Annotated in this window: 25 protein-coding genes; 10 read left to right on the forward strand and 15 right to left on the reverse strand. The window is 59.0% G+C overall.

Going from position 1 to position 26098, the window contains the following annotated elements:
• Window positions 1–24 precede the first annotated feature (24 nt).
• Window positions 25–1350, forward strand: a complete 1326-nt coding sequence (locus LA304_RS00850) for a S41 family peptidase (RefSeq protein ID WP_224501225.1) — start codon at window positions 25–27, stop codon at window positions 1348–1350.
• Window positions 1351–1396: 46 nt separating this feature from the next.
• Window positions 1397–1876, forward strand: coding sequence for an RNA pyrophosphohydrolase (locus LA304_RS00855; protein ID WP_224501226.1), 480 nt, complete (start codon window positions 1397–1399; stop codon window positions 1874–1876).
• On the opposite strand, the gene LA304_RS00860 is transcribed toward LA304_RS00855, so the two are convergent.
• The 5 genes from LA304_RS00860 to dapE form a co-directional block, all read right to left on the reverse strand.
• Window positions 1877–3136, reverse strand: coding sequence for a lytic murein transglycosylase (locus tag LA304_RS00860; protein WP_224501227.1), 1260 nt, complete (start codon window positions 3134–3136; stop codon window positions 1877–1879).
• A gap of 87 nt (window positions 3137–3223) precedes the next feature.
• A complete protein-coding gene (gene rnr / locus LA304_RS00865) occupies window positions 3224–5479 on the reverse strand; it encodes a ribonuclease R (RefSeq protein ID WP_224501228.1) in 2256 nt (751 codons plus the stop codon).
• Window positions 5480–5541: 62 nt separating this feature from the next.
• Complete coding sequence (locus tag LA304_RS00870; RefSeq protein WP_224501229.1) at window positions 5542–6123, reverse strand: TIGR04282 family arsenosugar biosynthesis glycosyltransferase; 582 nt, start codon at window positions 6121–6123, stop codon at window positions 5542–5544.
• Window positions 6120–6545: a GNAT family N-acetyltransferase gene (locus tag LA304_RS00875; RefSeq protein ID WP_224501230.1), complete on the reverse strand. Its 426-nt coding sequence runs from the start codon at window positions 6543–6545 to the stop codon at window positions 6120–6122. The genes LA304_RS00870 and LA304_RS00875 overlap by 4 nt, the downstream gene beginning before the upstream one ends.
• On the reverse strand, window positions 6542–7690 hold the full coding sequence (dapE, locus tag LA304_RS00880) for a succinyl-diaminopimelate desuccinylase (RefSeq protein WP_224501231.1): 1149 nt from the start codon (window positions 7688–7690) through the stop codon (window positions 6542–6544). The genes LA304_RS00875 and dapE overlap by 4 nt, the downstream gene beginning before the upstream one ends.
• A 174-nt stretch (window positions 7691–7864) precedes the next feature.
• Here dapE and LA304_RS00885 point away from each other — a divergent pair, with 174 nt between their 5' ends.
• Window positions 7865–8917, forward strand: a complete 1053-nt coding sequence (locus tag LA304_RS00885; protein ID WP_224501232.1) for a transporter substrate-binding domain-containing protein — start codon at window positions 7865–7867, stop codon at window positions 8915–8917.
• 17 nt (window positions 8918–8934) lie between these two features.
• Here LA304_RS00885 and LA304_RS00890 read toward each other — a convergent pair whose 3' ends face one another.
• Complete coding sequence (locus LA304_RS00890) at window positions 8935–9288, reverse strand: hypothetical protein (RefSeq protein ID WP_224501233.1); 354 nt, start codon at window positions 9286–9288, stop codon at window positions 8935–8937.
• A gap of 86 nt (window positions 9289–9374) precedes the next feature.
• On the reverse strand, window positions 9375–10202 hold the full coding sequence (gene dapD, locus LA304_RS00895; protein ID WP_224501234.1) for a 2,3,4,5-tetrahydropyridine-2,6-dicarboxylate N-succinyltransferase: 828 nt from the start codon (window positions 10200–10202) through the stop codon (window positions 9375–9377).
• A gap of 125 nt (window positions 10203–10327) precedes the next feature.
• Between dapD and LA304_RS00900 the strand changes: the two genes are divergently transcribed.
• Window positions 10328–11182: a TIGR00730 family Rossman fold protein gene (locus tag LA304_RS00900; protein ID WP_396022164.1), complete on the forward strand. Its 855-nt coding sequence runs from the start codon at window positions 10328–10330 to the stop codon at window positions 11180–11182.
• Between the two features lie 3 nt (window positions 11183–11185).
• On the opposite strand, the gene LA304_RS00905 is transcribed toward LA304_RS00900, so the two are convergent.
• The 6 genes from LA304_RS00905 to serB all read right to left on the reverse strand — a co-directional run bounded on the left by LA304_RS00905 (window position 11186) and on the right by serB (window position 15545).
• Window positions 11186–11377, reverse strand: a complete 192-nt coding sequence (locus tag LA304_RS00905) for a hypothetical protein (protein WP_224501235.1) — start codon at window positions 11375–11377, stop codon at window positions 11186–11188.
• Between the two features lie 31 nt (window positions 11378–11408).
• Complete coding sequence (locus LA304_RS00910; protein WP_224501236.1) at window positions 11409–11759, reverse strand: hypothetical protein; 351 nt, start codon at window positions 11757–11759, stop codon at window positions 11409–11411.
• Between the two features lie 56 nt (window positions 11760–11815).
• Complete coding sequence (gene rlmN / locus LA304_RS00915; RefSeq protein ID WP_224501237.1) at window positions 11816–12994, reverse strand: 23S rRNA (adenine(2503)-C(2))-methyltransferase RlmN; 1179 nt, start codon at window positions 12992–12994, stop codon at window positions 11816–11818.
• A 114-nt stretch (window positions 12995–13108) separates the two neighbouring features.
• On the reverse strand, window positions 13109–13612 hold the full coding sequence (locus tag LA304_RS00920) for an invasion associated locus B family protein (RefSeq protein ID WP_224501238.1): 504 nt from the start codon (window positions 13610–13612) through the stop codon (window positions 13109–13111).
• Window positions 13613–13915: 303 nt separating this feature from the next.
• Window positions 13916–14674, reverse strand: a complete 759-nt coding sequence (locus tag LA304_RS00925; RefSeq protein WP_224501370.1) for a TSUP family transporter — start codon at window positions 14672–14674, stop codon at window positions 13916–13918.
• The gene (gene serB / locus LA304_RS00930) at window positions 14667–15545 is read right to left on the reverse strand and encodes a phosphoserine phosphatase SerB (protein WP_224501239.1); all 879 of its coding nucleotides are present in this window, start codon (window positions 15543–15545) and stop codon (window positions 14667–14669) included. Before serB ends, LA304_RS00925 begins: the two co-directional genes overlap by 8 nt.
• 255 nt (window positions 15546–15800) lie before the next feature.
• On the opposite strand from serB, the gene LA304_RS00935 reads away from it, so the two are divergent.
• From LA304_RS00935 to LA304_RS00955, 5 genes are all read left to right on the forward strand, one after another.
• Entirely contained in the window at window positions 15801–16943 is a 1143-nt protein-coding gene (locus tag LA304_RS00935) for a phosphoserine transaminase (protein WP_224501240.1), read from the forward strand.
• 126 nt (window positions 16944–17069) lie between these two features.
• On the forward strand, window positions 17070–18662 hold the full coding sequence (gene serA / locus LA304_RS00940) for a phosphoglycerate dehydrogenase (protein ID WP_224501241.1): 1593 nt from the start codon (window positions 17070–17072) through the stop codon (window positions 18660–18662).
• Window positions 18663–18750: 88 nt separating this feature from the next.
• Window positions 18751–19494 (forward strand): metallophosphoesterase, encoded by a 744-nt coding sequence (locus LA304_RS00945; RefSeq protein ID WP_224501242.1) that lies wholly within the window; start codon window positions 18751–18753, stop codon window positions 19492–19494.
• 68 nt (window positions 19495–19562) lie between these two features.
• Window positions 19563–20738: an acetyl-CoA C-acyltransferase family protein gene (locus LA304_RS00950; protein WP_224501243.1), complete on the forward strand. Its 1176-nt coding sequence runs from the start codon at window positions 19563–19565 to the stop codon at window positions 20736–20738.
• Window positions 20739–20841: 103 nt separating this feature from the next.
• Complete coding sequence (locus LA304_RS00955; protein ID WP_224501244.1) at window positions 20842–23034, forward strand: ATP-binding protein; 2193 nt, start codon at window positions 20842–20844, stop codon at window positions 23032–23034.
• Between the two features lie 3 nt (window positions 23035–23037).
• Here the strand turns inward: LA304_RS00955 and recQ are convergent, their stop codons facing one another.
• A complete protein-coding gene (gene recQ, locus LA304_RS00960) occupies window positions 23038–25077 on the reverse strand; it encodes a DNA helicase RecQ (protein ID WP_224501245.1) in 2040 nt (679 codons plus the stop codon).
• A 63-nt stretch (window positions 25078–25140) separates the two neighbouring features.
• On the reverse strand, window positions 25141–25428 hold the full coding sequence (locus tag LA304_RS00965) for a YggT family protein (RefSeq protein ID WP_224501246.1): 288 nt from the start codon (window positions 25426–25428) through the stop codon (window positions 25141–25143).
• Window positions 25429–25560: 132 nt separating this feature from the next.
• Between LA304_RS00965 and LA304_RS00970 the strand changes: the two genes are divergently transcribed.
• Window positions 25561–26097 (forward strand): acyl-CoA thioesterase, encoded by a 537-nt coding sequence (locus tag LA304_RS00970; protein ID WP_224501247.1) that lies wholly within the window; start codon window positions 25561–25563, stop codon window positions 26095–26097.
• The last annotated feature ends 1 nt before the right edge of the window (window position 26098 follow it).

Below are 26098 nucleotides of genomic sequence, written 5' to 3' on the forward strand. Positions count from 1 at the left end.
GGCGGTTCGCGAAAGAGGATAGAGATGAAGAAATACTTGATGGCTGGCGTTGCCGGTATCCTGGCGGGAACACTGATCTCGACACAATTTGCCGGTCCGCTTCTGGCGCAGGAAGCCGAGAAAACCGCCAATGTCTATGAACAGCTCGACCTCTTCGGGGATGTTTTCGAGCGCATTCGCGCCCAGTACGTGGAAGAGGTCGACTCGGAGGACCTGATCGAAGCGGCCATCGACGGCATGCTATCCTCGCTCGATCCGCACTCGTCCTACCTTTCGCCCAAAGATGCCGCCGACATGCGCGTGCAGACGTCGGGCTCCTTCGGTGGCCTCGGCATTGAGGTGACGCAAGAAGAGGGCTTCGTCAAAGTCGTGGCTCCCATGGACGGCACGCCGGCCGATATCGCAGGAGTCGAGGCCGGTGATTTCATCACGCATGTCGACGGGCAAGGCGTCCTCGGGATGACTCTCGATGAAACAGTGGAGATGATGCGCGGTCCGGTTGGATCCGAAATCGTCATCACCGTGGTTCGCGAAGGCGTGGAAGAGCCGTTCGACATCTCCATCATCCGCGACACCATCAAATTGACTGCGGTCCGCTCCCGCGTGGAGGGCAACACGATTGTCCTGCGCGTGACGACCTTTAACGACCAAACCTACCCGAACCTCGAATCCGGCCTAGAAGAAGGGATCGAAGAACTCGGCGGCATCGACAGTGTTGACGGGATCGTGGTGGACCTCCGCAACAACCCGGGCGGCCTTTTGGATCAGGCGATCAAGGTGTCGGATGCCTTCCTCAACGAGGGTGAAATCGTGTCCACACGAGGCCGCTCATCGGAGGACAGCACCCGCGTCAACGCAACTCCGGGCGATCTGGCTCAGGGCAAACCGATTGTTGTGCTGATCAACGGCGGCTCTGCTTCTGCGTCCGAAATCGTTTCGGGTGCGCTTCAGGATCATCACCGTGCAGTCGTTGTCGGGACAAAGTCCTTCGGGAAGGGTTCCGTGCAAACCGTGATGCCGCTCCGCTCTGACGGGGCGATGCGTCTGACGACCGCGCGTTACTACACGCCGTCGGGCCGTTCCATCCAAGCGCTTGGGATCTCGCCGGACATCGTCGTCGCGCAACCGACGCGTCAACCTGTAGACGCAGAGGCCGAGGAGACGCCGCAGTTCCGCTCAGAGGCCGATCTGCGTGGTGCGCTGGATAACGATAGCCTCACCGAAGACGAACGCCAGAAGATCGAAGAAGAGCGCGCCGCCGCCGAAGAAGCCGCGAAACTTCGCGACGAAGACTTCCAGTTGGCCTATGCGATCGACCTTCTCAAAGGTCTCTCGAAAATCGGCAACTAATCAAGTCGGGGCGCTTTTCTGCGCCCCTTCTCAAAGGATAATTCACATGAGCAAAGATTTTGCCTCGCTGCCCTATCGTCCGTGTGTGGGCGTGATGCTGCTTGACCCCGAGGGACGTATCTTCGTCGGAGAGCGGAAAGACACCAACGGCGCGTGGCAAATGCCACAGGGCGGGATTGATCCGGGCGAGGAACCGCAGGAAGCTGCCCTTCGCGAGCTTTGGGAAGAGACCGGCGTGACCGAAGATAAGGTGTCGGTCGTCGGGCAAACCTCCGAGTGGCTGACCTACGATTTGCCAGATCACCTTCTCGGGAAAATCTGGAACGGGAAATATCGCGGCCAAAAGCAACTTTGGATCGTTCTGCGGTTCCAGGGGGCTGACAGCGATGTGAACCTCGAGACAGAGCATCCGGAGTTCGGGCGCTGGAAATGGTCCAACGCAGTGGATCTGGTCGAAGAGATCGTACCGTTCAAGCGCGATATCTACGAACAGTTGGTCTCCGAATTCTCCGACCTTCTGGCCTAATCAGCTTTTGAGGTGTTGCAGGAGCGTCTGCGACGGATACCCGTCCGGCGTTACACCGATTGACGTCTGATAGTCCCGAATAGCGTTGATCGTGTTCGGGCCGACAATGCCGTCCACCTTATCATCGAGGAAGCCTTCACGCTTGAGAATGCGCTGCATCTCTTTCTTCTCTTTGAAGGACAGAGGCGCATATCCGCGCGGCCATGAGGCCTGAATTCCCGGCCCGCCTTTGAGACGGTCGGAGAGATGCCCGACGCCAATCACGTAGGCGTCCGCTTTGTTGTAGCGCTCGAGCACCGCAAAGTTGTCAAAGATCATGAACGCAGCACCCGCCGCACCTGCGGGCAGCAGGATCGACGCGCGTCCGTAGTTGGGCACAGGCTTCCCATCAATCCCGACCACACCGCGCGCGGCCCAATCGCCCGGACTGCGCATGTTGTCACGCCGCGCAGAACTGTAATCGAAACCGGACGGCAAGATCACCTCGACGCCCCACGGCTGGCCAGTGTTCCAGCCGTGCCGCGCGAGATAGGCCGCAGTCGAGGCAAGAGCATCCGTCGGATCGTTGGACCAGATATCGCGCTTGCCGTCACCGTCGCCATCTACTGCGAAGGCTTCGAATGAGGTCGGAATAAACTGGGTGTGCCCCATGGCTCCGGCCCAGCTTCCTTTCATGTTGCGGGGATGCGTATCACCCGCTTGCACAATCTTGAGCGCAGACATGAGCTGTTGCTCGAAAAAACGACCGCGCCGTCCATCATAGGCAAGCGTCGCCATCGCTTCGATCACGTTGATATCGCCCCGCGTCGCGCCATAGGCGCTCTCGACTCCCCAGATGGCAGATACAACGTACTTGTCGACGCCATACTGGCGCTCAATGGCATCAAGCGTGCGGGAATGTTGGCGCATGGCCCGCTGTCCGTTCGAAACACGAGTCGGAGAGGCCGCGCTATCAAGGTAATCCCAGATTTGCTTGGTAAATTCGGATTGGCGGCGGTCCTTTGCAATCACGTCCGAATTGTATTCGATCCCCCGAAACGCGCGGTCGAGCACGGTTTCCGAAATACCTTCGCGCCGCGCGCGGGTTTTAAAATCAGCAACCCAGGCGTCAAATCCAGCTTGCGATGCAGTCTTATGCACCAAATCTTCTCCCGGAATGTGCGGTGCGGGCGGCACCCAATGTTGCGCATTTTGCGAAATCGCCGCTGTCGGGCCAAGCCCCAACGCACCACAAAAAAGACCAATCACTAGGGACCGCATACTGAACTGCTCCATCTGGTTTTGACCTAGCCTAAACCGAAAGCCGCCCCGCCTTGAACTCCCCAAAATATGACGCGCGGATTCTTGCTATTTCCTCCGGCGCTGGACCTTCTTCTTAATCTTGGCGGTTTTCGCTTTGCTTTTGTTATACTTGCGCGAGACCGGTTTGGACTTGGATCGACGCGGTCCGCGCGGAAGGCTCGCCCCGTCGATTGAGAGAAGCTCCAACTCTAGACCACCCGTGACTGGCACGGCCTCTGCAACGCGGACGACAACCTTCTGACCGATGGAGATCACAATCCCAGTGTCAGCGCCCATGAGCGTTTGCTCCGACGGATCGAAATGGAAGAACTCAGCCCCCATAGTCCGCACCGGCACGAGGCCGTCGGCCCCTGTCTCATCGAGTTTGACGAATGCGCCGAATTTCTGAATGCCGGAGATGTGGCCAGTCATCTCGGTCCCAACGCGCTCGCTCAGATAAGACGCGAGATAGCGGTCCGTCGTGTCGCGCTCTGCGAGCATGGAGCGGCGTTCTGTCTCCGAGATGTGCTTGGCCGTTGCTTCCAGACGTTCCATGTCCTCCGCAGACAGGCCGTCATTCCCCCACCCATGCGCCGAAATCAGGCCACGGTGGACAATGAGATCAGCGTAGCGGCGGATCGGCGAGGTGAAGTGCGCGTAAGAGCGCAACGCAAGGCCGAAGTGCCCGTAATTCTCGGGGTGATAATAAGCCTGTGTCATGGAGCGCAGGGTCGAGATGTTGATTAACTCGTCATGATCCGTCCCCTCGGCCTGCGCCAGGAGTTTGTTCAGATGGGAGGTGTGGATCACCTGCCCTTTGGCGAGGTTGAAACCGGAGGCCTGCGCCACTTCACGCAGCGCGTCGAGCTTCTCTGTCGAGGGCTCTTCGTGCACGCGGTAGAGCAGAGGACGGTTGCGATGGAACAGTTCTTCGGCCGCTGCGACATTGGCGAGCACCATGAACTCTTCGATCAGCTTGTGCGCATCAAAGCGCGCCGCGAGGGCAACAGAGGCAACACGCCCGTCATCCCCCAGAACAATCTTGCGCTCCGGCAGGTCGAGTTCGAGCGGTTGACGCGCCTTGCGTGCGCGGGTCAGCGCTTCATACGCCCCATAGAGCGGCGTGATCACCGTCTCCATCAGAGGCTCACATTTCTCATTCACCTGACCATCGCGCGCCGCCTGCACCTCTGCGTAGTTCAGGGACGCCGCGGACCGCATGAGGCCACGCATGAAGCGGTGGGAGGTCTTCTTCCCGTTCGCATCAATAACCATCCGCACGGCGAGACAGGCGCGGGGCACACCCTCGTGCAAAGAACACAGATCACCGGACAGACGGTCCGGCAGCATCGGCACAACCCGATCCGGGAAATAGGTGGAGTTGCCACGCTTCCACGCTTCACGGTCAAGCGCGGAACCAGGCGTCACGTAATGCGCCACATCGGCAATCGCGACCCAGAGGATAAATCCGCCCTCATTCTTCGGATCAGTGTCGAATTCGGCCCAAACCGCATCGTCGTGGTCGCGCGCATCGGCAGGGTCAATCGTCACCAAAGGCAAGTCGCGCAGGTCTTCGCGACCTTTGAGACCGGCGGGTTTGGCGCGGTCCGCCTGTTCGATCACGTCATCGGGAAAGTCGTCCGGAATCCCGTGTTGATGGATCGCGATGAGGGAGACGGCTTTGGGTTCAGACGGATCGCCCAAACGGGTCACAATCCGCGCGAGCGGCAGGCCCATGCGACCACGGGACCCGGCCTGCTCGGCCTCAACCAACTCGCCATCCTTTGCGCCGTAGTCATTGCCTGCGCGGACAATGAAATCTTTATCCTTGCCCTTATCAATCGGGACAACACGGCCACCCTCGGCGTCCTTGCGGTAAATCCCGAGGATCTTGCGCGGGTTGGAACCGATCTTGCGGATCAGGCGCGCGATATATTGGTGATCGTCGGCCTTCACCTCTTGGAGCTTGGCGAGGATGCGTTCGCCTTCGCCCAAGGCAGGATCGCTCTCACGCAGCGAGAGCAACACACGCGGCTCCGGCCCCTCGCCCGCCCATTCGAGCGGCTTGGCAAAGAGGTCCCCATCGTTGTCCGGCGCGAGAACTGACAGCACAGACACAGGCGGCAATTTATCAGGGTCCCGATAGGTCTTTCCGCGTTTCCGCAGATGGCCTTCGTCCTCAAGCTCCTTGAGAACGCGTTTCAGATCAATCCGCGCGGCGCCTTTGATCCCAAAAGCTTTGGCGATGTCACGCTTTGCGGTCTGTGTCGGGTTGTCGGAAATCCATTGGAGGATTTCGTCCTTTGTCGGGATCCTGCTCATAGGATCACGCTACCACGGCGCGAGACCACTCACCACTGGCAAAGCGATCTGGCCTCATGAATTCAGACGGTAAATCCGAGGCGTTCGAGATCGGCCACAGTGTCCACATCAGACAGCGTCTCCAACGTCCCCCAATTGAGTGAGGACGCAGACGCAAGTGTGTCCTCCATCGCGTGTTCAGTTGACCACCGAACGCCACGCATGAAGCCCGCTGGCTGACGAGTGGGGTGTCGCAGACCGACGCCCCAATACCCGCCGTCGGTCGCGGGCCCGATCACAGCGTCATGAGTGCCAAGTTTGGCAAAGGCCGATGCGATGTTGGTCTTACGGATGCCTGGAATGTCGGACCCGATGAGGAAGGCGGACCATGGACCACATTTGCTCAAAACACGAGACATCCGCGCGCCGAGATTGCCATGGCCCTGCGAAACCCGAACGAGATGCGCGGGCCAATTCTTTGTTGCACGGTCCGGCGTCACGGCGAGGACGAGGGACCAACGCGGGTCCTGAAGCCGCCGCAAAGTTTGCGCAGTCTGATGCCGATACCACCATGTCGCGCGGCCCATTCCCCAATCGCGCCCCAATCGGGTCTTCACGCGTCCAAGCCGCGCCTCTTTGACCATGACGATCAGGACAGGCTTCACAGAGGCATCACCATGTCTTTGTGAGGGATGCCCGCGTCGGGATATTCCTCGCCGACGGCCTCAAACCCGACCTTTTCATAGAACCCTATGGCATAGGTCTGGGCACTGAGTTTGGCGGTTGAGAGATGATTCCGACTGCGCAATTCATCGACACAGGCCTGAACCAATTTGGCCCCGAGTCCCGTACCACGCTGTGATTTGGCCACACAGACGCGTCCGATCTTGCCAATCTCGCCTTGCTCGTAGACGCGTGCTGTCCCTACAGGCGCACCCGTCTCATCCGTCGCGAGCAGGTGGGTGGAAACATCATCAAGATCGTCGATTTCCTCTTCCATCGGAATGCCCTGCTCTCCGACGAAAACCTCGATCCGAAGGGCAATGCAGGCATCCACGTCCTCTGTGGGGGCAATCGTCACAGTCATGCGAAATAGTCCTGAATGAGCGCTTGATAGACCTTCTTGAGGGCCTCGACGTGGGCAACTTCGACCTGTTCATCAACCTGATGCATCGTCTTTCCGACAAGGCCGAATTCGACCACGGGGCAGTGGTCCTTGATAAACCGCGCATCAGACGTGCCGCCCGTGGTGGACAGCTCCGGACGCATTCCCGTCACGGCTTCAACAGCCTTAGCGACTTTCTCAACGAACGGCCCCGGAGGCGTCAGAAAGCTCTCTCCAGAGATCTGGAAACGCGTCTCGATGGCGATTCCGGTATCTTCAGCCATCTTGCGGGCCTTAGCCGAAAGCCACTCTGTCAGAGACGCCCCTGAGTGCGCGTCATTGAAGCGGATATTCACAGTCGCAGAGGCCTGATTTGGCACCACATTGGTCGCGGCATTGCCGACATCGAAGGTCGTGACTTCGAGATTGCTCGGGTCGAAATGCTCCGTCCCTTGGTCAAGCTTATGCTCGGAAAGATCGGCCATGAGACGTGCGAGGACCGGCACGGGGTTATTGTTCCGCTCAGGATAGGCCACATGCCCCTGCGTGCCGCGTGCGGTGAAATAGGCGGTGATAGAGCCGCGACGACCGATTTTCATCATTTCGCCCATCGTGGCCGGGCATGTCGGCTCTCCGACGATGCAGTCGCTCATCGCCTCCCCTTCACGGGCCATATACTCGAGCAGAGCCACCGTTCCGTCCGTCGCGTCACCCTCTTCATCGCCGGTGATGGTGATGAGGATCGCTTTGTCGGAACCTGCTTGAGCCTCCGCTGCGTAATCACACGCCGCCGCGACAAATGCCGCTACTCCGGATTTCATGTCGGTCGCGCCGCGCCCCCAAAGGATCCCCTCGGCAATTTCACCACCAAAAGGATCGTGGCTCCACGCCGCCGCATCGCCGACGGGAACAACATCCGTATGTCCGTTAAACCCAAGCGTCCGTGCCGCGCCTTTCTCACCCCAGCGCGCAAGGAGGTTGGGCGTCCCGTTCCGATCCACACGCACACATACGAACCCAGCAGCTGCTAGCGTCCGTTCGAGCAGCACAAGCGCCCCACCCTCGTCAGGCGTCACGCTAGGGCAACGGATCAGGTCTGCGGTCAGGGCTACTGGATCGAGGGGCATTGGCGTCTCCATTTTTGCTACAGACTTACCCACAGCGTCGCATTGGGGCAATGCAGATATCTGCCCAAAAAACGGCAGCCTGCACCGATCGAACAAGTATAGATACATTTCCCGCGAACAATTTATTGAATCGTTTAGGCGGCCCGTGTCATATGCGCCCCGATGAGGGACAAGATGACTATTTTTCAACGTTTAATCGCGCTTTTCTTTCTGCTTCTTGCACCAGTTTCAGGTGCGGCGCAGGAACTAACGATTTCGACCGTGACACGTGTGCCATTTTCTATGGAAAGAGACGGCGAACAGACCGGATTCTCCATGGATCTCTGGAAGGCGTTGGCCGACGATCTCGGGTGGGACTATCGGATCGACCGCGTCGACAACTTTTCCGACATGCTCAACGCAGTCGAAACGAATAGCTCTGATGCCGCAGTTGCCAACATTTCGATTACAGCAAGCCGCGAGTTGGTCATGGATTTCTCGCAGCCGATCTTTGAGGCCGGCCTTCAGATCATGGCACCTGCAGATGGCGGCTCAATCTCAATCTGGTCGGCGATCATGTCGAAGGATCTCCTCATTGCGATCGCAGCGGCATTCGCCATTCTCTTTGGTGGTGGAATGTTGATGTGGCATTTCGAAAGACGGCACCAACCCTATTTCGATTTGTCCGCACGAGAGGCAATGTTCCCGTCCTTCTGGTGGGCACTTAACCTTGTGGTAAACGGGGGCTTCGAGGAACGGCAGCCGAGATCACCGCTCGGGCGTCTGTTCGGCGTATTTCTCGTCATTTCATCGCTGTTCGTAGTCTCTATTTTTGTCGCAAAGATCACAGCAGTGCTCACCGTCGACGCAATTCAGTCCAATGTGACAGGGCTAAACGATCTGTACGGCAAATCAATCGGCACGGTGCAAACCTCAACCGCAGCCGATTTCCTGAGACGCCGCGAATTCGACTTTTCCGGCTATGCAAACCCGACCGAGTTGATTGAGGCTTTCGAGCGCCGCGACATCGACGCCGTGGTTTTTGACGCTCCGATTCTGGCCTACTACGTAAACAACGAAGGCCGTGGCGATGCACGCCTCGTCGGGAAGATCTTTGTGCCAGAAAATTACGGCATCTTGCTGCCGTCAGGCTCCGCGCTCGCAGAGCCGATCAACCAAAGCCTGTTGAAGCTCCGCGAGAACGGGACCTACGACACGATTTACCGTAAATGGTTCGGCGCGCGCTAAGCGCCCCCTGGCGGCGCTTAGTGGCGCGTCCCGTTATCTTCTTCGTAGAACGGAGTCATCTGTGCGACGACGACAGAGTTCTCGTCGAGGGCACGCTGCATGAGCTCTTTCTCCTCATCGGAGATGTCATGACCCATCTCAAGACGCTCCTCCAGCGTCCCGTAGCCCGTCACATCCAATGGCGCGAGATCTGCCTGCTTGAGGATCGCGACGGTTTCCCGCACGGCCTCAGCCTCATCGACACCTGAGGCATAGACCATCAGCGCACCGCCGGTGGCACCCTCTGGCAAGCCATCGCCCTCTTTGCGCCCGACCTCGACCAAAAGGGTGTATGCCTTTTGCCGCGAGACTTTCTTTGGTTTGTCACCCATGGCTCTGCCTCATATTCGATTACAGAATTCGAAAAAGGGCGCCTCGGTAAACACCAAGCCGCCCCTCATCACATATCAGAAATAGATCAGTCGCGAAGCAACTCGTTGATGCCCGTTTTGGAACGGGTTTTCTCGTCAACGCGCTTCACGATCACGGCGCAGTAGAGGTTGATGCCGTTTTTCGACGGCATGGAGCCGGAAACGACAACGGAGTACGGCGGCACTTCACCATACATCACTTCGCCGGTCTCACGGTCGACGATTTTGGTGGACTTGCCGATGAACACACCCATGCCAAGGACAGAGCCTTCGCGGACGATACAACCTTCGACAACCTCGGAGCGCGCGCCGATGAAGCAGTTGTCCTCGATGATGGTCGGGCCGGCCTGCATCGGCTCCAGAACACCACCGATGCCAACGCCGCCAGACAGGTGCACGTTTTTACCGATCTGGGCACAGGAGCCAACGGTCGCCCAGGTGTCTACCATGGTGCCCTCATCGACATATGCACCGAGGTTCACGAAAGACGGCATCAGGACAACGCCCGGCGCGATGAAAGCGGATTTGCGAACGACTGCGTTCGGCACGGCGCGGAAACCGGCTTCTGCGAACTCGCTGTTGCCCCAGCCTTTGAACTTGCTGTCGACCTTGTCCCACCAGCCGGAACCCTGCGGACCACCGTCCTGAAGTTCCATATCCTTGATGCGGAACCCGAGCAGAACAGCTTTCTTTGCCCACTGGTTCACATGCCAGTCACCGTTCTCCAGCTTTTCGGCAACACGCAGCGTGCCTTTATCGAGTGCGTTGAGTGTGTCCTCAATCGCTTCGCGGGTTTCACCGCCGGTGGCAGGCGTGATGGTATCGCGCGCGTCCCACGCGGCTTCGATGGCGGCTTCGAGCTGTGCATTCGACATGATGGTCTCCGGGTCGTCGTGGAAAATCTCTTGGCGGAGGCTATAGTCGGTCCAGCCGCCTCACGCAATGTAGGAGACGAGAGGCGCGACCATTCAACCGCCTCGAACCAAGAAAGGCAGCCCAAATGAGCGATCCGAAACCCTTCCCGCGCCGCCATCCCCTCCGTGACAGCCGTATCGACATGGAGGCAGAACGCCATATTCCGGATACGCCCCAGACACGCTCCCCGTCCTATCGGCTCGCCTTTACCGACAGCGCGTTCATGTGTCGGGACGAGTTGCGTCCGGTCCGCCTTCAGCTTGAATTGCTCAAGCCCGAACTCCTCATGGAGGAGCATGAGATCACGAGCACAATCGTCCTTTTCGGAGGCGCACGCATTCCTTCGCCCGAGGCCAAATCGCAGGCGAAGACTGAAACTCTCGCAGAACTTTCAAAGTATTACGAAGAAGCACGGCGATTTTCCCGGATCATGACGGAGCACTCAAAAGCCAACGGTCATCGTGAGAATGTCATCGTCACGGGAGGTGGTCCGGGTGTGATGGAGGCCGGAAATCGCGGCGCGGCCGAAGCAGGCGGCATCTCAATCGGGCTGAATATTGTCCTGCCGCATGAGCAGGCGCCGAATGAATACGTGACGCCAGAGCTTTGCTTCAACTTCCACTACTTTGCGATCCGAAAAATGCATTTCCTCATGCGCGCGAACGCGATTGCGATCTTCCCGGGTGGTTTCGGCACGCTCGATGAGATGTTCGAAAGCCTGACCCTCATTCAGACGGGCCGCATGAAGCCGGTGCCTTTTCTTCTGTTCGGGCGGGCGTTCTGGGAAAAGATCATCAATTGGGACGCGCTGGCGGACGCAGGCACGATCTCACGTGACGATCTCTCCCTCTTCAAATTTGTCGAAACCGCAGAAGAGGCAGTCACAGCGATCGAGACGTGGCCGGATGAATCGGCACGCACCGAATTGGCAGGGCGCTGAGCCTCACGCCTTTCGATAATCCACGGAAACCGCGGCCTCCGCGTCGCGGTGTTCCCCCGCGGTCATCACACGATGCATATACCGGTCGAGGGCCATTTCCTGAATGACCGCACCGATCGTCTGCCCCTCTTCCCGCGCGAGCAGATGCAACATCTCAACGGTGCTCTTCGGGAGAAAAACCGTAACATTTTCCATGAACTAAACTCCGGAGTCTTCGGTCAAAGCCTTAGTGGTGGGTGACAGGGCACGAAGTTGAACCGCTGCCACCGGATGGAAACGCGCCAAGGCGGGCTCTGAGACGTGCGCCCGACTGATTAATCTGGGAAAGACCACAGAGAATCTCGCCGTCGAGGGTGAGCAAAACGACCTCTGCGCCATCACAGGCGAGCAGATATCCCTTCTCCTTCAGTCGCGAGAAAAGGTCCTGCCAACTCGTCGCCCGAGCAAAGTCGAATTGCGTGTAGGCCTGCAGCGTGTGCGGGCTCCGCGGAGGCGCATAATCGCTGGGCCGACGCTTGAGAAGCGCCGTGACCGCAGCAAGTTCAGCGGGATTGAGTCGTTTGTGTATCCTGTCCATACCGGTTGAATGCCACCGGTTTGGTTAAGGTCAGGTTAGCGACGCATGAGTCCGCGTCAGAGACCTGCCTCAGCCTGGATCTGCGCACGCGATTTGCGGGCACGTTCGGTCGCGGACTTGAGCTGACCACAGGCCGCCATGATGTCCTCACCGCGCGGCGTGCGGATCGGGGAGGCATACCCCGCCTGCATCAGGATCGTCGCAAAGGCGCGGATGCGGTTATTCGACGAACGCTCGTAGGGGGACCCCGGCCATTCGTTGAACGGAATGAGGTTCACCTTGGCTGGAATTCCGTCGAGCAGCTTCACAAGACGATGCGCGTCCTCGTCGGTGTCGTTCACGCCCTTGAGCATCACATATTCGAACGTGATCCGCTCGGAATTGGTTGCCTTGGGATATTCCCGCAATGCTTCGAGCAGTTTCTCGATGTTCCACTTCTTGTTGATAGGCACCAACACATCGCGCGTCTCATCGGTCGTCGCGTGGAAGGACACAGCGAGAAGACACCCGATCTCTTGCGCGGTCCGGTGGATTTCCGGAACAACACCAGAGGTCGAGAGCGTAATCCGGCGACGACCGAGCTGAATTCCTTCGGCATCCATCACGATCTTCATCGCATCGCGAACGTTTTCAAAGTTATAGAGCGGCTCGCCCATCCCCATCAGAACGATGTTGGACAACAGGCGTGTCTCATCCTTCGGCGCGCCGCGCTCTGGCCATTCGTTCAAATCGTCCCGCGCCATCATCACCTGACCGACGATCTCAGCGGCGGTGAGGTTGCGCACGAGCTTTTGCGTGCCGGTGTGGCAGAAGGAACAGGTCAGCGTGCACCCAACCTGAGACGACACACAGAGCGTGCCACGCCCCTCTTCCGGAATATACACGACCTCAACCTCATGCCCGCCGTTGATGCGGACGAGGTATTTGCGCGTGCCATCCTCAGAGACCTGCTTGGACACAACCTCCGGAACGCGCACTTCGAATTTCTCGGCAAGTTCGGCACGGTAGGCTTTCGCGAGGTTCGTCATCTCCTCGAAATCACGCACGCCCCACTGATACATCCACTGCCAGATCTGCCCGGCGCGCATTTTCGCCTGCTTTTCCGGTGTGCCGTTCTCAATGAGAACCTGTCGCAGCGCATCACGTGTCAGCCCGACAAGGTTGATCTTGTCAGACGGCGTTTCCTTGCGCGGAAAAGTCATCACATCCTGCGTAATCGGTGCGCTGGGTTCCATGGCGGATCTCTTCTTTCGGGGTTTAAGGGGGCGGCATACAGGATTCTTTGCCGTATTTCCATACGAAAAGGCCCCGCACATCGGCGGAGCCCTTCTCAAAGCCGTATAATCAGCTTAGCCGGCGCAGCGTTTCTCGGCTTCCTCAACCGACGCTGTAAAGCCGAGCAAGGAGAACGTGTCTTTCGTAATCGTACCGCGCGCGGAGCGCCCCGTTAGGGTCGCACTCGCACCGCGTTTCATCGCCGCAATGATCTTCGCATCTTCTTCTGCAGTCACCGCCCAAGCCGTCTCATCTTCGGACTTGGTGAACAGATTAAAATCCTGACCGCCAATGTTCATCGTAACATCAGAACCTGGCTCGAAGGGGTAGCCGCCGAGGAAAGATACCTGACCTGCTACCGCGCTTCCTGGCGCAAACGTAACAAACAGCAGGATGTCGGAGCGACGCACGGATTTAGGGCGGCCCGAACTGTCTGTATTGACCGTTTCTTTTGGGACGGAAACCGCCCAGCAGGTTTTGGAAGGTGTGTCTTCCTGATACACATACCAGTCGGTGTTTGAACCAACCTGATTGGTGCTCGACTGCGCCATCACAGGCGCAGCGCTGGTCACTGCCATTGCTGCTGCCAGTGCAAATTGAGCAATAAAACGCATTGAATTCTCGCTGCCTCTCGATAAGTGTGACCTTGAGTTGACCTGACGCTCCGCAATCTAAAGCTGCGGTTCCGACGACAGATCAGACCTGATTGTCTCCATTGCCTGCACAGTAACGTAATTCTGCCAGATTGGGAAAGGCCCTTGGCAGAAATTCGCTGAAACGTGAAAGGTCCTTGCGGCATGGCGCGTCAACCCACATGGTCCACCCCTCCGCCGCCTTATCTCAGGCGACGCGACCCCTCTTCTTTTTCGTGATGGAAATACTCAAAACCACTCGGAAAAGAGCTTGAGCGCCAACGCAGTAGACGCGATCACGAGCACCGGTTTGATCAACCTTGCCCCAATCTTCGTGGCGAGTGTCGATCCCATGTAAGCCCCCGCAATCTGCGCCACCCCCATGGCGAGCCCGAGCATCCAGAGCGGCTTCGCCACGAGCACAAATCCCACCAGCCCACCGACATTCGAGGCGAAGTTTAGAAGCTTCGTATGTGCGGTCGCCTTCAGGATGCCGTAGCCCGCGAGGCTCACAAAGCCGAGCATGAAAAACGCGCCTGTTCCCGGCCCCAAGAGCCCATCGTAAAACCCGACAAACGGCACCACCATCGCCGCAAACAACACCGGCGTCATACGCTGCGTCCGGTCCATGTCGTTCAGGCCCGGCTTGAAGGCGAAAAACAGAGCAATCGCGATCAACAGGACGGGCAACCCGAGGCGGATCACATCAGTCGGCAGCGAACCCGCCAGAATTGCGCCGAGCACAGCCCCCGAGAAGGAGAGCAAAGCAGAGCCAATTTGCTTGCGTAGGTCTACATGCCCTGCCCGCGCATAGTTGATCGCCGCCATGCCCGCTCCAAACAGCCCCTGAACTTTATTCGTCGCCAAGGCCTGCACGGGCGGAATGCCCGCCAGCATGAGTGAGGGCACGGTGATCAGACCGCCGCCACCCGCGATACTATCCACAAATCCCGCCGCAAATGCTGCGGCGACCAGAATAAGAAGAAGGTCGAGAGAGACCTCAAACATCCGCGAAATCGGCTTTGGCGTAGCCCTGAACATAGAGCAGAGCAGAGAGATCGCCGTGGTTGATCCGAATCTCGCACTCTGCGGCCACGGACGGTTTCGCGTGCAGGGCGACACCAGCGCCTGCGAGCTTGAGCATCCCGAGATCGTTCGCGCCATCACCGACCGCCATCACATCGTCATGGGCGAGACCGAGACGCGCAGTGATCTCTTCAAGCGCTGCGACCTTCGCCTCGCGCCCGAGAATCGGCAGGCCCGGTTTTCCGACGAGTTCACCGTTTTCCACGAGCAGCGTGTTCGCACGATTCTCGTCGAAACCGAGCGCCTCCGCCACGAAACCGGTAAATGCCGTGAAGCCGCCGGAGACGAGCGCCGCATAGGCGCCATCCCGCTTCATCGTCGCCAAGAGCTCCTTGCCGCCCGGCATGAAGGTGATGCGCTCATCAATCACTTTCTGAATGACGCTTTCCGGCAGCCCCTTCAAAAGGCCGACGCGTTCGGTCAGCGCCCCCTCAAAATCGAGCTCACCGTTCATGGCCTTGGCAGTGATCTCTTTTACCCGCTCACCAACGCCTGCAACGTCCGCAAGTTCGTCAATGCATTCCTGCTGGATCATCGTCGAATCCATGTCGGCCAAGAGCATCTTTTTGCGGCGGGTTTCAGATGGAACCACAATCAGGTCAATGCCTTGCGTCTGTAGGCCGTCCCAAACGTCCCACTGGTTCGACGGCACCTTCTCAACGGAAAATTCGGCGGCCTCACCCAGTGCGAGCCACTTGAGATCGCCCCCGCCCCAGGCCGAGCGCAACGCATCAGCAGTGGTCAGATTCAGCGCGGGCGCAGCGGGATTCGTGAGAAGAATACAGGTGAACATAGGGGCCTCCATTTGCCGCCTGTCTACGCAATGGTTCGCACCAATTCCAGCACTATGAAACCGCCTCAGGTGCGTTTTTCGCGCCCGACGCGCAAATTTCCGATCGGAAACCGTCCAGATGATATGCGACGTATGTCGGAAAAAAATGCGACGAATTTTTGCGAATTCATATTGCTGAGACTCAAGAAAGCCACTAACTCGGTCCGCGGGACACCTCTCCCCAACGAGAGGCATTTATCTGGAAGGATAGCACATATGGCTACCAAGCACCCTCAAGCGCGCCCTGCGAATCCGCGCTTTTCCTCTGGCCCTTGCGCCAAAATCCCCACCTATTCTCTCGATCTGCTGGCTGACGCCCCTCTGGGCCGTTCGCACCGTGCCGCCGTTGGCAAAGCGAAGCTGAAAGCCGCGATTGAAACGACCCGCGACGTGCTCGGCATTCCGGCCGACTACAAGATCGGGATCGTCCCCGCCTCTGATACCGGTGCTGTTGAGATGGCCATGTGGTCCCTTCTCGGCGCACGCAAAGCAACCATGGTTGCCTGGGAATCCTTCGGCTCCGGCTGGGTCACCGACGTTGTGAAACAGCTCAAGATTGACGCCGATGTGAAAACCGCTGACTACGGCCAGATCGTCGATTTCGCTGACGTCGACTTCAACACCGACGTTGTGTTCACCTGGAACGGCACCACCTCTGGTGTGCGCGTCCCGAACGGCGACAAAATCCCGGCTGACCGCGAAGGTCTCACCATCTGTGACGCAACCTCTGCTGCGTTCGCAATGGACCTGCCGTGGGACAAACTCGATGTCACCACCTTCTCCTGGCAGAAGGTTATGGGCGGCGAAGCGGCTCACGGGATGATCATCCTGTCCCCGCGCGCTGTCGAGCGTCTCGAGTCCTACACCCCGGCATGGCCGCTCCCGAAAATCTTCCGTATGACCAAAGGCGGCAAGCTGATCGACGGCATCTTCACCGGTGCAACCATCAACACCCCGTCCATGCTCGCCGTTGAGGATTACCTCGTGGCACTCGAGTGGGCGCAAAAAGTTGGCGGTCTGAAAGGTCTCATCGAGCGCTCCACCGCGAACGCAAAAGTTCTCTGGGACTTCTGTGACCGTCACGACTGGATCGCCAACCTCGCTGAAGACGAGGCCACCCGCTCCAACACCTCCGTGTGTCTGAAGTTCACCGATGATCGTATCAAAGACGGCGCGGCCTTCGCCAAAGCCGTGGCCAAGAAGCTCGAAGACTACAACGCAGCCTACGACATCGGCGCCTACCGCGACGCCCCTGCCGGTCTTCGCGTGTGGTGTGGTGCGACGGTTGAAGCGTCTGACATCGAAGCTCTGACTCTCTGGCTCAAGTGGGCCTTCGAAGAGTGCATCGCTGATCAATAAGCCCAAATTTTGAGGGTCGGCAAAACGTCGGACATGTGTCGGACTTTTGTCGCCCCCCTTGGACCAAAAGACTGGGCGACCCCCGCCCGTCTCCCAATTCCAACATCTTTCTGAGGAGCGCCCAACATGGCCCCTAAAGTTCTCGTATCCGACAAACTCTCGGAAACCGCCGTCCAGATCTTCCGCGATCGCGGCATCGAAGTCGACTTCATGCCGGAGCTCGGCAAAGACAAAGAAAAGCTCGCTGAGGTGATCGGCAAATACGACGGTCTCGCGATCCGTTCTGCGACCAAAGTAACCGCCTCCCTACTCGAGCACGCCGACAACCTCAAAGTCGTTGGCCGCGCCGGTATCGGCACCGACAACGTCGACAAGGAAGCTGCGTCGAAAAAAGGCGTGATCGTCATGAACACGCCGTTCGGCAACATGATCACCACCGCAGAGCATGCCATCGCTATGATGTTCGCTGTTGCGCGCCAGATTCCGGAAGCCTCCGCCTCCACTCACGCTGGCAAGTGGGAAAAATCCAAATTTATGGGTGTCGAACTCACCGCGAAAACGCTCGGCGTGATCGGTGCAGGTAACATCGGTGGCATCGTCTGCAACCGCGCTCTCGGCCTGAAAATGAAAGTCGTCGCATACGACCCGTTCCTGTCCGAAGAACGCGCTGCTGAAATCGGCGTTGAGAAAGTTGAACTCGACGAGCTTCTGAAGCGCGCTGACTTCATCACGCTGCACGTGCCGCTGACCGACTCGACCCGCAACATTCTCTCCAAAGAGAACCTCGAGAAAACCAAGAAAGGCGTGCGCATCATCAACTGTGCCCGCGGTGGTCTTGTAGACGAGCTTGCCCTCGCAGAACTGCTGAAATCCGGTCATGTTGCTGGCGCTGCGTTCGACGTGTTCGCAGAAGAGCCTGCAAAAGAGAACGCTCTCTTCAACCTGCCGAACGTCGTCTGCACCCCGCACCTCGGCGCGTCCACCACGGAAGCTCAGGAAAACGTGGCCCTTCAGGTCGCAGAGCAGATGTCCAACTACCTGCTCGACGGCGCCGTCGAGAACGCTCTCAACATGCCGTCCATGACCGCAGAAGAAGCCAAAGTCATGGGCCCGTGGGTGCAACTCGGCGAGAGCCTCGGCGCCTTCATCGGTCAGGTCACTGAGGAAGCCATCGAAACCATCAACGTCACCTATGATGGCGTTGCCTCCGAGATGAACCTCAAGGCGCTCGAAGCTGCGATCGTCGCCGGCATCATGCAGGCTGTGAACCCGGACGTGAACATGGTGTCCGCTCCGCTCATCGCAAAAGAGCGCGGCATCCAGATCTCCAAAACCACGCAGGACGCATCCGGTGTGTTTGACGGCTTCATCAAACTCGACATCCAGACCGTCGAGAAATACCGCACCATCGCAGGCACCGTGTTCTCCGATGGCAAGCCGCGCTTCATCCAGATCAAAGGCATCACGATCGACTCTGAAGTTGGTGAGCACATGCTCTACACCACCAACAAAGACGTTCCGGGCGTTCTCGGCAAACTCGGCACCCTGCTGGCCGAGCATGGCGAAAACATCGCGAACTTCACTCTGGGCCGCGCGTCCGAAGGTGGCGACGCTATCGCTATGACCTTCCTCGACACGCCGATCAAACCGGAAACGGTCCAAGCGCTCAAAGACACAGGCTTGTTCCAGCGCGTGATCCCGCTGCACTTCAAAGCCTGATCGCAAAACCACATTGCAAAACATTCATGATGGGCCGCTGGAGTTTTCCGGCGGCCTCTCTATTTTGTCCCTCAATAAGGAGACAAAAATGCGCATCTACGCCATTGGCGACATTCACGGTCAGCTTGATATGCTCAAAGCGGCCCACGCACGTATCGAAGCCGACAAAGCCCGCGTCGGAGACCCTGACGCCCGGATTATCCACCTCGGGGACTACACGGACCGCGGACCGGACAGCGCCGGTGTGATTCAATACCTCATGGACGGGATAGCCGAGGGAAAGCCCTGGCGTGCGATCCGCGGCAACCATGACCGGATGTTCACGCGTTTTGTCCGCAATGGCATCGCGCATGATGACCACATCAAGTCCGGCAAGAGCTGGCTCCACCCCGCGCTTGGCGGCACGGATACGCTCGCATCCTACGGGGTTGAGGCCGAAGACGGTGAATTTGAGGTCGCACATATGCGCGCGGCCAAGGCGGTCCCCGTGGAACATCTCGACTTTGTCGAAAACCTGCCACTGACCTACGCATGGGGCGACTACCTTTTTGTCCACGCTGGCATCCGGCCTAAGATCGCGGTCGAGCGTCAGACCGAAGAAGACCTTCTTTGGATTCGCGAAGGCTGGCTGGATTACCACGGCCCGCTACCGTTCACCGTCGTGCATGGTCACACCGCGCTCGATGAGGCAACGCATTTCGGCAACCGGATCGATATTGATACGGGGGCTGGCTATGGCCGCCCGATGACGACGCTGGTGATCGAGAACGGTCATGAAGAGATCGTCACAGAGACAGGTCGCGCACCCCTCACCCATGTAGTGCCTTCCTAAGACGCAGCGTTCCCCTTTGATATCGGGCGCGGATGGTTACTCTCGCGCCCAAGCAAAGGGAGGATTCTATGTCAGACATCGTGATTCTGGGGGGTGCGCGGACTGCAATCGGCACTTTTGGCGGGGCACTTGCGGGTCATCGGCCGGCTGACATCGCGACCCATGTCGCGCAAGAGGCGATGAAGCGTGCAGGCACCGTGCCGGATCAGATCGGGCACGTAGTCTACGGGCACATCATAAACACCGAACCCAAAGACATGTATGTCTCCCGCCTCGCTGCCGTTGGTGCGGGGATTCCGGAGACGACACCCGCGATGAATGTGAACCGTCTATGTGGCTCCGGCGCGCAGGCGGTTGTCTCAGTCGCGCAGTCCCTGATGCTCGGCGATTGTGATTTCGGTCTCGCCGGCGGCGTCGATGTGATGAGCCGCTCTCCGTATATTATCCCGTCCGCCCGTTGGGGTCAGAAAATGGGGGATGCCCCCGCGCAGGACATGATGCTCGGCGCGCTCACCTGTCCATTCGGCACGGGGCATATGGGCGTGACGGCAGAGAACGTCGCGCGCGAACACGGCATTTCGCGCGAAGACCAGGATGCCTTTGCGCTTGAGAGCCAAGAACGCGCGGCGCGGGCCATCGCGGCGGGGTATTTCGCGGATCAGATCGCGCCCGTTGAGGTGAAGTCGCGCCGCGAGACTGTCCTGTTTGACACCGACGAGCACCCGAAGGCGACGACAATTGAAACGCTCGCAAAACTGCGTCCGGCGTTTCAAAAGGACGGGACAGTGACAGCGGGGAACGCCTCCGGCCTCAACGACGGGGCAGCGGCCATTGTCCTCGCTCGGGCGGACGCGGCGGACCGAGTGGGCCTCACTCCGAAGTTCCGCCTTCTCGGCTATGCGCATGCGGGTGTCCGACCGGAGGTGATGGGCCTCGGTCCGATTCCGGCTGTGAAAGATCTCTGCGCGCGGACGGGGCTTTCCATTGACGACTTCGACGTCATCGAGAGCAACGAAGCCTTCGCGGCGCAGGCGATCGCGGTCAATCGGGCACTCGGGCTTGACCCGGCGAAGGTGAACCCGAACGGCGGCGCCATCGCGCTCGGTCATCCGGTCGGGGCGACTGGGGCTATCCTGGTCGTGAAGTGCATGTATGAACTGGAGCGGTCGGGCAGCAAACGCGGTCTGGTCACGATGTGCATCGGCGGCGGGCAAGGGATCGCGCTCGCCATTGAACGGATTTAACGCGCGGCATTTCTGATACCCGTTAAGACTCTTTTCACCCTGATCTGACCATGTTGGGCCGTGCCCCCGTGCGTCTCGTCAGACAGGGTTTAAAGAGGTCCCCATGTCCCTATCCGAAACTCTCGCTCAGGAGCGCCGCGCGCGCTTGGCCGCAGAACGGCTCCTCGAGTTGAAGCAGGAGGAGTTGTTTCAGGCCAACCGCAAGCTGTCCCTTCATGCGCGGAACCTCTCGGACGAGATCATTGAAAAACGCGAAGAGACAGAGGTCCTCCGCGGCGAAAACATCCGGACAAAGGAAGATCTGGAAAAGGCGAATGTGGCCGTCCACATCGCGGAGCGGAGGCTCTGGGACTCGCTCGAAACCATACGCGACGGGTTTGCGGTGTTTAATCCATCGGACACACTCATCGCGGCGAACTCCGCCTACCTCCGGATTTTCGACGGTCTGGAGTGCGTGCGACCCGGCATCACCTACCCCGAAATTGTGCAGATCGCGGTCGAGGAGGGCATTATCGACATCGGAACGCAGAGCCGAAGCGACTTCATCGAAACGGCTTTGCGACGTTGGCACGCGCCGATCCGCGACCCGCAGACCATCCGCCTCTGGAACAACCAGTTCGTCAAACTCGTTGATCAACGGTCGAGCGACGGGGATATGGTTTCGCTCGGCCTGAACATCACGTCAACAATCCGGTATGAACAGCGGCTGAAGAAAGCGCGGAGCAAGGCCGAGGCCGCCAACCGTGCAAAATCCGCGTTTCTCGCGAACATGAGCCACGAAATCCGCACGCCGATGAACGGGATTGTGGGCATGGCGGAGCTTTTAGCCGACACGGAGCTGACCGAAGAGCAGGTGCTCTATATCGACACAATCCGGTCCTCCGGCGCGGCGCTTCTGGGGCTGATCAACGACGTGCTCGACTACTCGAAAATCGAGGCCTCTAAACTCTCGCTCCATCCGGAACCCTTTGATCTCGAACGCTGTATTCAGGATGTGATGGTTCTTTTGCAGCCGTCCGCAGCGCAGAAAAACGTCGATCTTATCATGGACTACGACATGTTCATGCCAACCCGCTTTATCGGTGATCCCGGTCGGGTGCGACAGGTGCTCACCAATCTCGTCGGCAATGCGGTGAAGTTTACGCCAGAGGGGCATGTCATCGTGCGGGTTGTGGGTCTCCCCGAAGACGATGGCACACGGCAACGTATCCATATCTCGGTCGAGGACACGGGGATCGGCATCGCCGAAGACATGATCGAGCATGTCTTTGGAGAGTTCAATCAGGTCGACGACGAGCGCAATCGCAAGTTCGAGGGAACCGGCCTTGGCCTCGCCATCAGTCATGAACTCGTCAAGCTGATGGGCGGTGACATTTGGGTGGATAGCGAGGTTGGGATCGGCTCCTGTTTCGGATTCCGTCTGTCGCTCACCGTTGCGGAAGACCTCAATGACTTCTCGGTGCCGTCATGGATGCACAGGGCCGCCGTTCTCGACAGTATGAGTGCGAACGCTGCGATCCTTGAAAAGCAACTCACGGCACTCGGGTTCGAAGTCACGACCTACACGAGCGCAGAGGACTTGTTGCAATCCCCGCTAGACGCACAGGTGTATCTCATCGACAGCAATCTGCCGGACACAAACATGTGCAGCTTCATCGGCACGTTGCAGTCTCGGGCGCACCCGACGCCGGTGCTCTTGATGACTTCGGGGCCGATGTCCTGTCGGGAGGATCATCCGTCGGACATTCCGACGCTGCAAAAGCCTTTGCTCCGCGCGGATTTGTGCAAGGCGTTGAAAGCGCATGTGCCTCCTGAACCGGAAGTGATCCCTCCGGCGGAACCCTCCCGAAAAATGCGGGTTCTCGCGGCGGAGGATAACAAGACGAACCAACTTGTCTTTAGCAAGATGTTGAAATCTCTCGACATCGACCTGAAATTTGCGGGAAACGGGCGGGAGGCGGTGGCTCTTTACAAGAGCTTTTCTCCGGATCTCGTCTTCATGGATATCTCTATGCCGTTGGTCGACGGAAAAGAGGCGACACGCCAAATCCGCGCGTTGGAGCAAGAGACCGGCGCTCACGTTCCGATTGTCGCGATGACGGCCCACGCGATGGCGGGAGACAAAGAGGACATCCTCGCGGCGGGGCTCGACGAATACATGACGAAACCATTGCGCAAAGCAGCGATCATCAACCGGATTGTCGAGGGTGTGCCAGCGGACTGCTTGCCTGTGCTGCCCGTAGTGCCCGTAGTGCCCGTCGAGCCGCAGATCGAAAGTGCGGTCTCAAGTGCATAGCGCTCAGGCCGCGTGGATGGCGTCGAGGAACGCGGGGCCGAAGCGTTCTGCGGGTTTTTCACCGACGATGCGGACAACGCCGTCCATATCCTGTGGCTTTGCCTTCACCAGACGGGATATTTGGGCGGGGGTCAGGCTCAACGGTTTGAGAGTCCCGCAAGACCCGCGTGAAAGGTCGCGCTGGATATTTTGAAGCTGATCAAAGAGATCGCCGCCACCGGACGTCGCGAGTTTGCGCCGTGACGGGTGCATGTCGGGAACGGGCGCGCCGAGGATGACGGACAGAAAGGCATCGCCGTAGCGTTCAAGCTTTTTCGCACCGACCCCGCCAATCCGCGCCATATCGTCGAGAGAGGTCGGACGGGTTTCGGCCATCTCAATAAGCGTGCGATCGGCGAAGACAACATAGGCAGGGACGCGTTGCTCTTCGGCGAGGGCACGACGCTTTGCCTTGAGCGCAGAGAGCAGAGGCGCGTCCTCTTCCGCGACGAGGGCTTTGGCGACCGGACCTTTGCGCGCCTTTGCGAGCGTGTCTTTTCGGAGCGTGATTTCGGCCTCGCCCCGCAGGATCGGCATGGCGGGTTCGGTCATGTAGAGCGCGCCGTGGCGTTCGGGATCGGGGCGCAAGAGGTCCGCGCCCATCATCTGCCGGAAAATCGCGTTCCACTGGCGTTTGTCGTAGTCCTTGCCGATCCCGTAGACCGAGAGCTGGTCGTGGTTCCACTGGCGGACCTTGTCGGTCATTTTGCCGGTGAGCACGTCAATCAGATGCCCCGCACCGAACCCTTGGTCACAGCGGAGGACAGCGGAGAGCGCCTTGCGCACCGCCGTGGTGCCATCGAACAGCGCCGGAGGGCTATCGCAAAGATCGCAGTTGCCGCAGGGCACCGCCTCTTCGCCGAAGAATTTGAGCAGGGTTTGACGCCGACACACCTGCGCTTCAGCAAGACCCAAGAGCGCATTGAGACGGGCGTGATCGGCGGCGCGGCGCTCCGGCGGGGCGAGGCTCTCGTCGATCTGGCTTCGCCGGAAACGGATATCGTCGGGCCCGAAGAGCGTGAGCGTTTCAGCGGGCGCACCATCGCGGCCCGCACGACCGATTTCCTGATAGTAGCCTTCCACCGATTTCGGCAGGTCAGCGTGAGCCACCCAACGGATGTCCGGTTTGTCGATGCCCATGCCGAACGCGATGGTGGCGGTGACGATCAATTCGTCCTCTTGCTGAAAACGTCGCTCAACCTCGCGGCGCATGTCCGGCTCCATCCCGCCGTGATAGGCGAGCGCGAGGTGGCCGGCGTCGGAGAGTGCTTTGGCGAGGCTTTCTGTCTTCGCCCGCGTGCCACAATAAACGATGCCCGACTGCCCCTTGCGAGCGGCGGCGAAGTCGAGGATTTGACGGCGCGGCTGGTCTTTGACCGCGAACGCAAGGTGGATGTTCGGACGGTCAAAGCCACGCAGGAAACTCTCGGGCGGGACGCCATCGAAAAGGCGCGTGACAATCTCCGCCTGCGTTTCTTCGTCCGCGGTGGCGGTGAAGGCGGCGAGCGGCACGCCGAGCGCACGTTTGAGATCGCCAATGCGGAGATAATCGGGGCGGAAATCATGGCCCCATTGCGAAACACAGTGCGCCTCATCCACGGCAATCAGCGACACGTTCGACCGACGGAGCAAAGGCAGCGTGCCACCGGAGGCGAGCCGTTCGGGGGCCATGTAGAGAAGTTTCAACTCACCGCGCGAGAGGGCGGCGAAAACCGCGTCGTTCTCTTCCTCGGTGTTGCCGGAGGTCAGCGCCCCCGCTGCGACCCCTGCGGCCTGAAGTCCCTGCACCTGATCGCGCATGAGCGCGATGAGCGGCGAAATGACGACAGTGAGACCGTCGCGGACCAGAGCAGGCAGTTGGAAACACAGGGATTTGCCGCCGCCCGTGGGCATGATGGCGAGCACATCGCGACCTGCCACAACGGCCTCCACGATCTCCGCCTGACCGGGCCGGAAATCGTCGAATCCGAATACGGAGGATAAAAGCCCCTGTGTCGTGTCCATCTACGCCTGCTCTTTATGATTGGACCTAGATTCGCACGCAGTGACCTGGGGCTCAAGAGCGGATTAGTAGAAAGCGCCCGCGTTATTAATGAGAATGCGCTCGATTGCGTAGATCGCGATAAAGGCCACCAGCGGCGCAAGATCGAGACCGTTCATCGGCGGCAGGATTTTGCGGATCGGGCGATACATTGGCTCGAGAAGACGCGAGAGACCTTCCCAGATTTGATAAACGAGCGGCTGACGTACGTTGAGAACCTGAAAGCTGATCAGCCAGCTCATGATGATCTGGACGATCATGATGAATTTCACGATCCCGAGGATCATCAGCAAAACTTGCAAAAGCGACAGCATATTTCTCAGCTTCCCTAAATTACGACCGTTTTCTCACCTAAGACCTCTACGCCCTCCGCGCAAGACCGTGAGATTGCGTTGTGCCGCCACGTCCAACTTGACCTTTGCGCCTGCAGCAAGACATTGAGCGGCATGTATCCTTTTGTCCGCATGGTCTATCAGGCGTGGAAAGTCCGAAACGCGCCCAAACTCGGTCTCTTTGAGCCGCATCACTCCCGCCATATCTGTATGCCGTGGGACATTGATCTGTGGATGGAGCTCAACAACGGCCGCACCCTCACGATCTTCGATCTGGGCCGTGTGCCTCTGTCGATCCGCAACGGCACCGCGAAAGCCGCCAAAGACGGCGGGTTCGGGATGGCCGTGGCGGGGGCGTCTGTCCGGTATCGCCGCCGCGTGACGACGTTTCAGACCGTGGACATGGTCACGCGTCCGGTCGGGTTTGATGAGAAGTTCCTCTACATTGAGCAATCCATGTGGGATCAGAAGGGCGAATGCTGCAATCACGTGTTGATCCGTGGCGCTGTGCTCAAAAACCGGCGGATGGTTCCGCCTAGAGAGCTATTCGAACAGATGGAGCCGGGACTGGTCGCGCCGGAGTTGCCCGAGTGGGTGCAAAACTGGATTGAGGCGGATCACAACCGCCCCTGGCCACCCGCACGCGACTAAG

The sequence above is a fragment of the Celeribacter litoreus genome, from assembly GCF_020165855.1.
Classification (GTDB): Bacteria; Pseudomonadota; Alphaproteobacteria; order Rhodobacterales; family Rhodobacteraceae; genus Celeribacter; species Celeribacter litoreus.

Coding starts and splice junctions, on each gene's coding strand:
- LA304_RS00925 (WP_224501370.1), bottom strand. CDS start 14,674: ATGTTTGAGGTCTCTCTCGACCTTCTTCTTATTCTGGTCGCCGCAGCA.
- LA304_RS00900 (WP_396022164.1), top strand. CDS start 10,328: ATGAGCGATCCGAAACCCTTCCCGCGCCGCCATCCCCTCCGTGACAGC.
- LA304_RS00920 (WP_224501238.1), bottom strand. CDS start 13,612: ATGGCAGTGACCAGCGCTGCGCCTGTGATGGCGCAGTCGAGCACCAAT.
- recQ (WP_224501245.1), bottom strand. CDS start 25,077: ATGGACACGACACAGGGGCTTTTATCCTCCGTATTCGGATTCGACGAT.
- serA (WP_224501241.1), top strand. CDS start 17,070: ATGGCCCCTAAAGTTCTCGTATCCGACAAACTCTCGGAAACCGCCGTC.
- LA304_RS00935 (WP_224501240.1), top strand. CDS start 15,801: ATGGCTACCAAGCACCCTCAAGCGCGCCCTGCGAATCCGCGCTTTTCC.
- rlmN (WP_224501237.1), bottom strand. CDS start 12,994: ATGGAACCCAGCGCACCGATTACGCAGGATGTGATGACTTTTCCGCGC.
- LA304_RS00905 (WP_224501235.1), bottom strand. CDS start 11,377: ATGGAAAATGTTACGGTTTTTCTCCCGAAGAGCACCGTTGAGATGTTG.
- LA304_RS00945 (WP_224501242.1), top strand. CDS start 18,751: ATGCGCATCTACGCCATTGGCGACATTCACGGTCAGCTTGATATGCTC.
- LA304_RS00950 (WP_224501243.1), top strand. CDS start 19,563: ATGTCAGACATCGTGATTCTGGGGGGTGCGCGGACTGCAATCGGCACT.
- dapD (WP_224501234.1), bottom strand. CDS start 10,202: ATGTCGAATGCACAGCTCGAAGCCGCCATCGAAGCCGCGTGGGACGCG.
- LA304_RS00890 (WP_224501233.1), bottom strand. CDS start 9,288: ATGGGTGACAAACCAAAGAAAGTCTCGCGGCAAAAGGCATACACCCTT.
- rnr (WP_224501228.1), bottom strand. CDS start 5,479: ATGAGCAGGATCCCGACAAAGGACGAAATCCTCCAATGGATTTCCGAC.
- LA304_RS00850 (WP_224501225.1), top strand. CDS start 25: ATGAAGAAATACTTGATGGCTGGCGTTGCCGGTATCCTGGCGGGAACA.
- LA304_RS00965 (WP_224501246.1), bottom strand. CDS start 25,428: ATGCTGTCGCTTTTGCAAGTTTTGCTGATGATCCTCGGGATCGTGAAA.
- LA304_RS00875 (WP_224501230.1), bottom strand. CDS start 6,545: ATGACTGTGACGATTGCCCCCACAGAGGACGTGGATGCCTGCATTGCC.
- LA304_RS00860 (WP_224501227.1), bottom strand. CDS start 3,136: ATGCGGTCCCTAGTGATTGGTCTTTTTTGTGGTGCGTTGGGGCTTGGC.
- dapE (WP_224501231.1), bottom strand. CDS start 7,690: ATGCCCCTCGATCCAGTAGCCCTGACCGCAGACCTGATCCGTTGCCCT.
- serB (WP_224501239.1), bottom strand. CDS start 15,545: ATGTTCACCTGTATTCTTCTCACGAATCCCGCTGCGCCCGCGCTGAAT.
- LA304_RS00955 (WP_224501244.1), top strand. CDS start 20,842: ATGTCCCTATCCGAAACTCTCGCTCAGGAGCGCCGCGCGCGCTTGGCC.
- LA304_RS00855 (WP_224501226.1), top strand. CDS start 1,397: ATGAGCAAAGATTTTGCCTCGCTGCCCTATCGTCCGTGTGTGGGCGTG.
- LA304_RS00885 (WP_224501232.1), top strand. CDS start 7,865: ATGACTATTTTTCAACGTTTAATCGCGCTTTTCTTTCTGCTTCTTGCA.
- LA304_RS00910 (WP_224501236.1), bottom strand. CDS start 11,759: ATGGACAGGATACACAAACGACTCAATCCCGCTGAACTTGCTGCGGTC.
- LA304_RS00970 (WP_224501247.1), top strand. CDS start 25,561: ATGTATCCTTTTGTCCGCATGGTCTATCAGGCGTGGAAAGTCCGAAAC.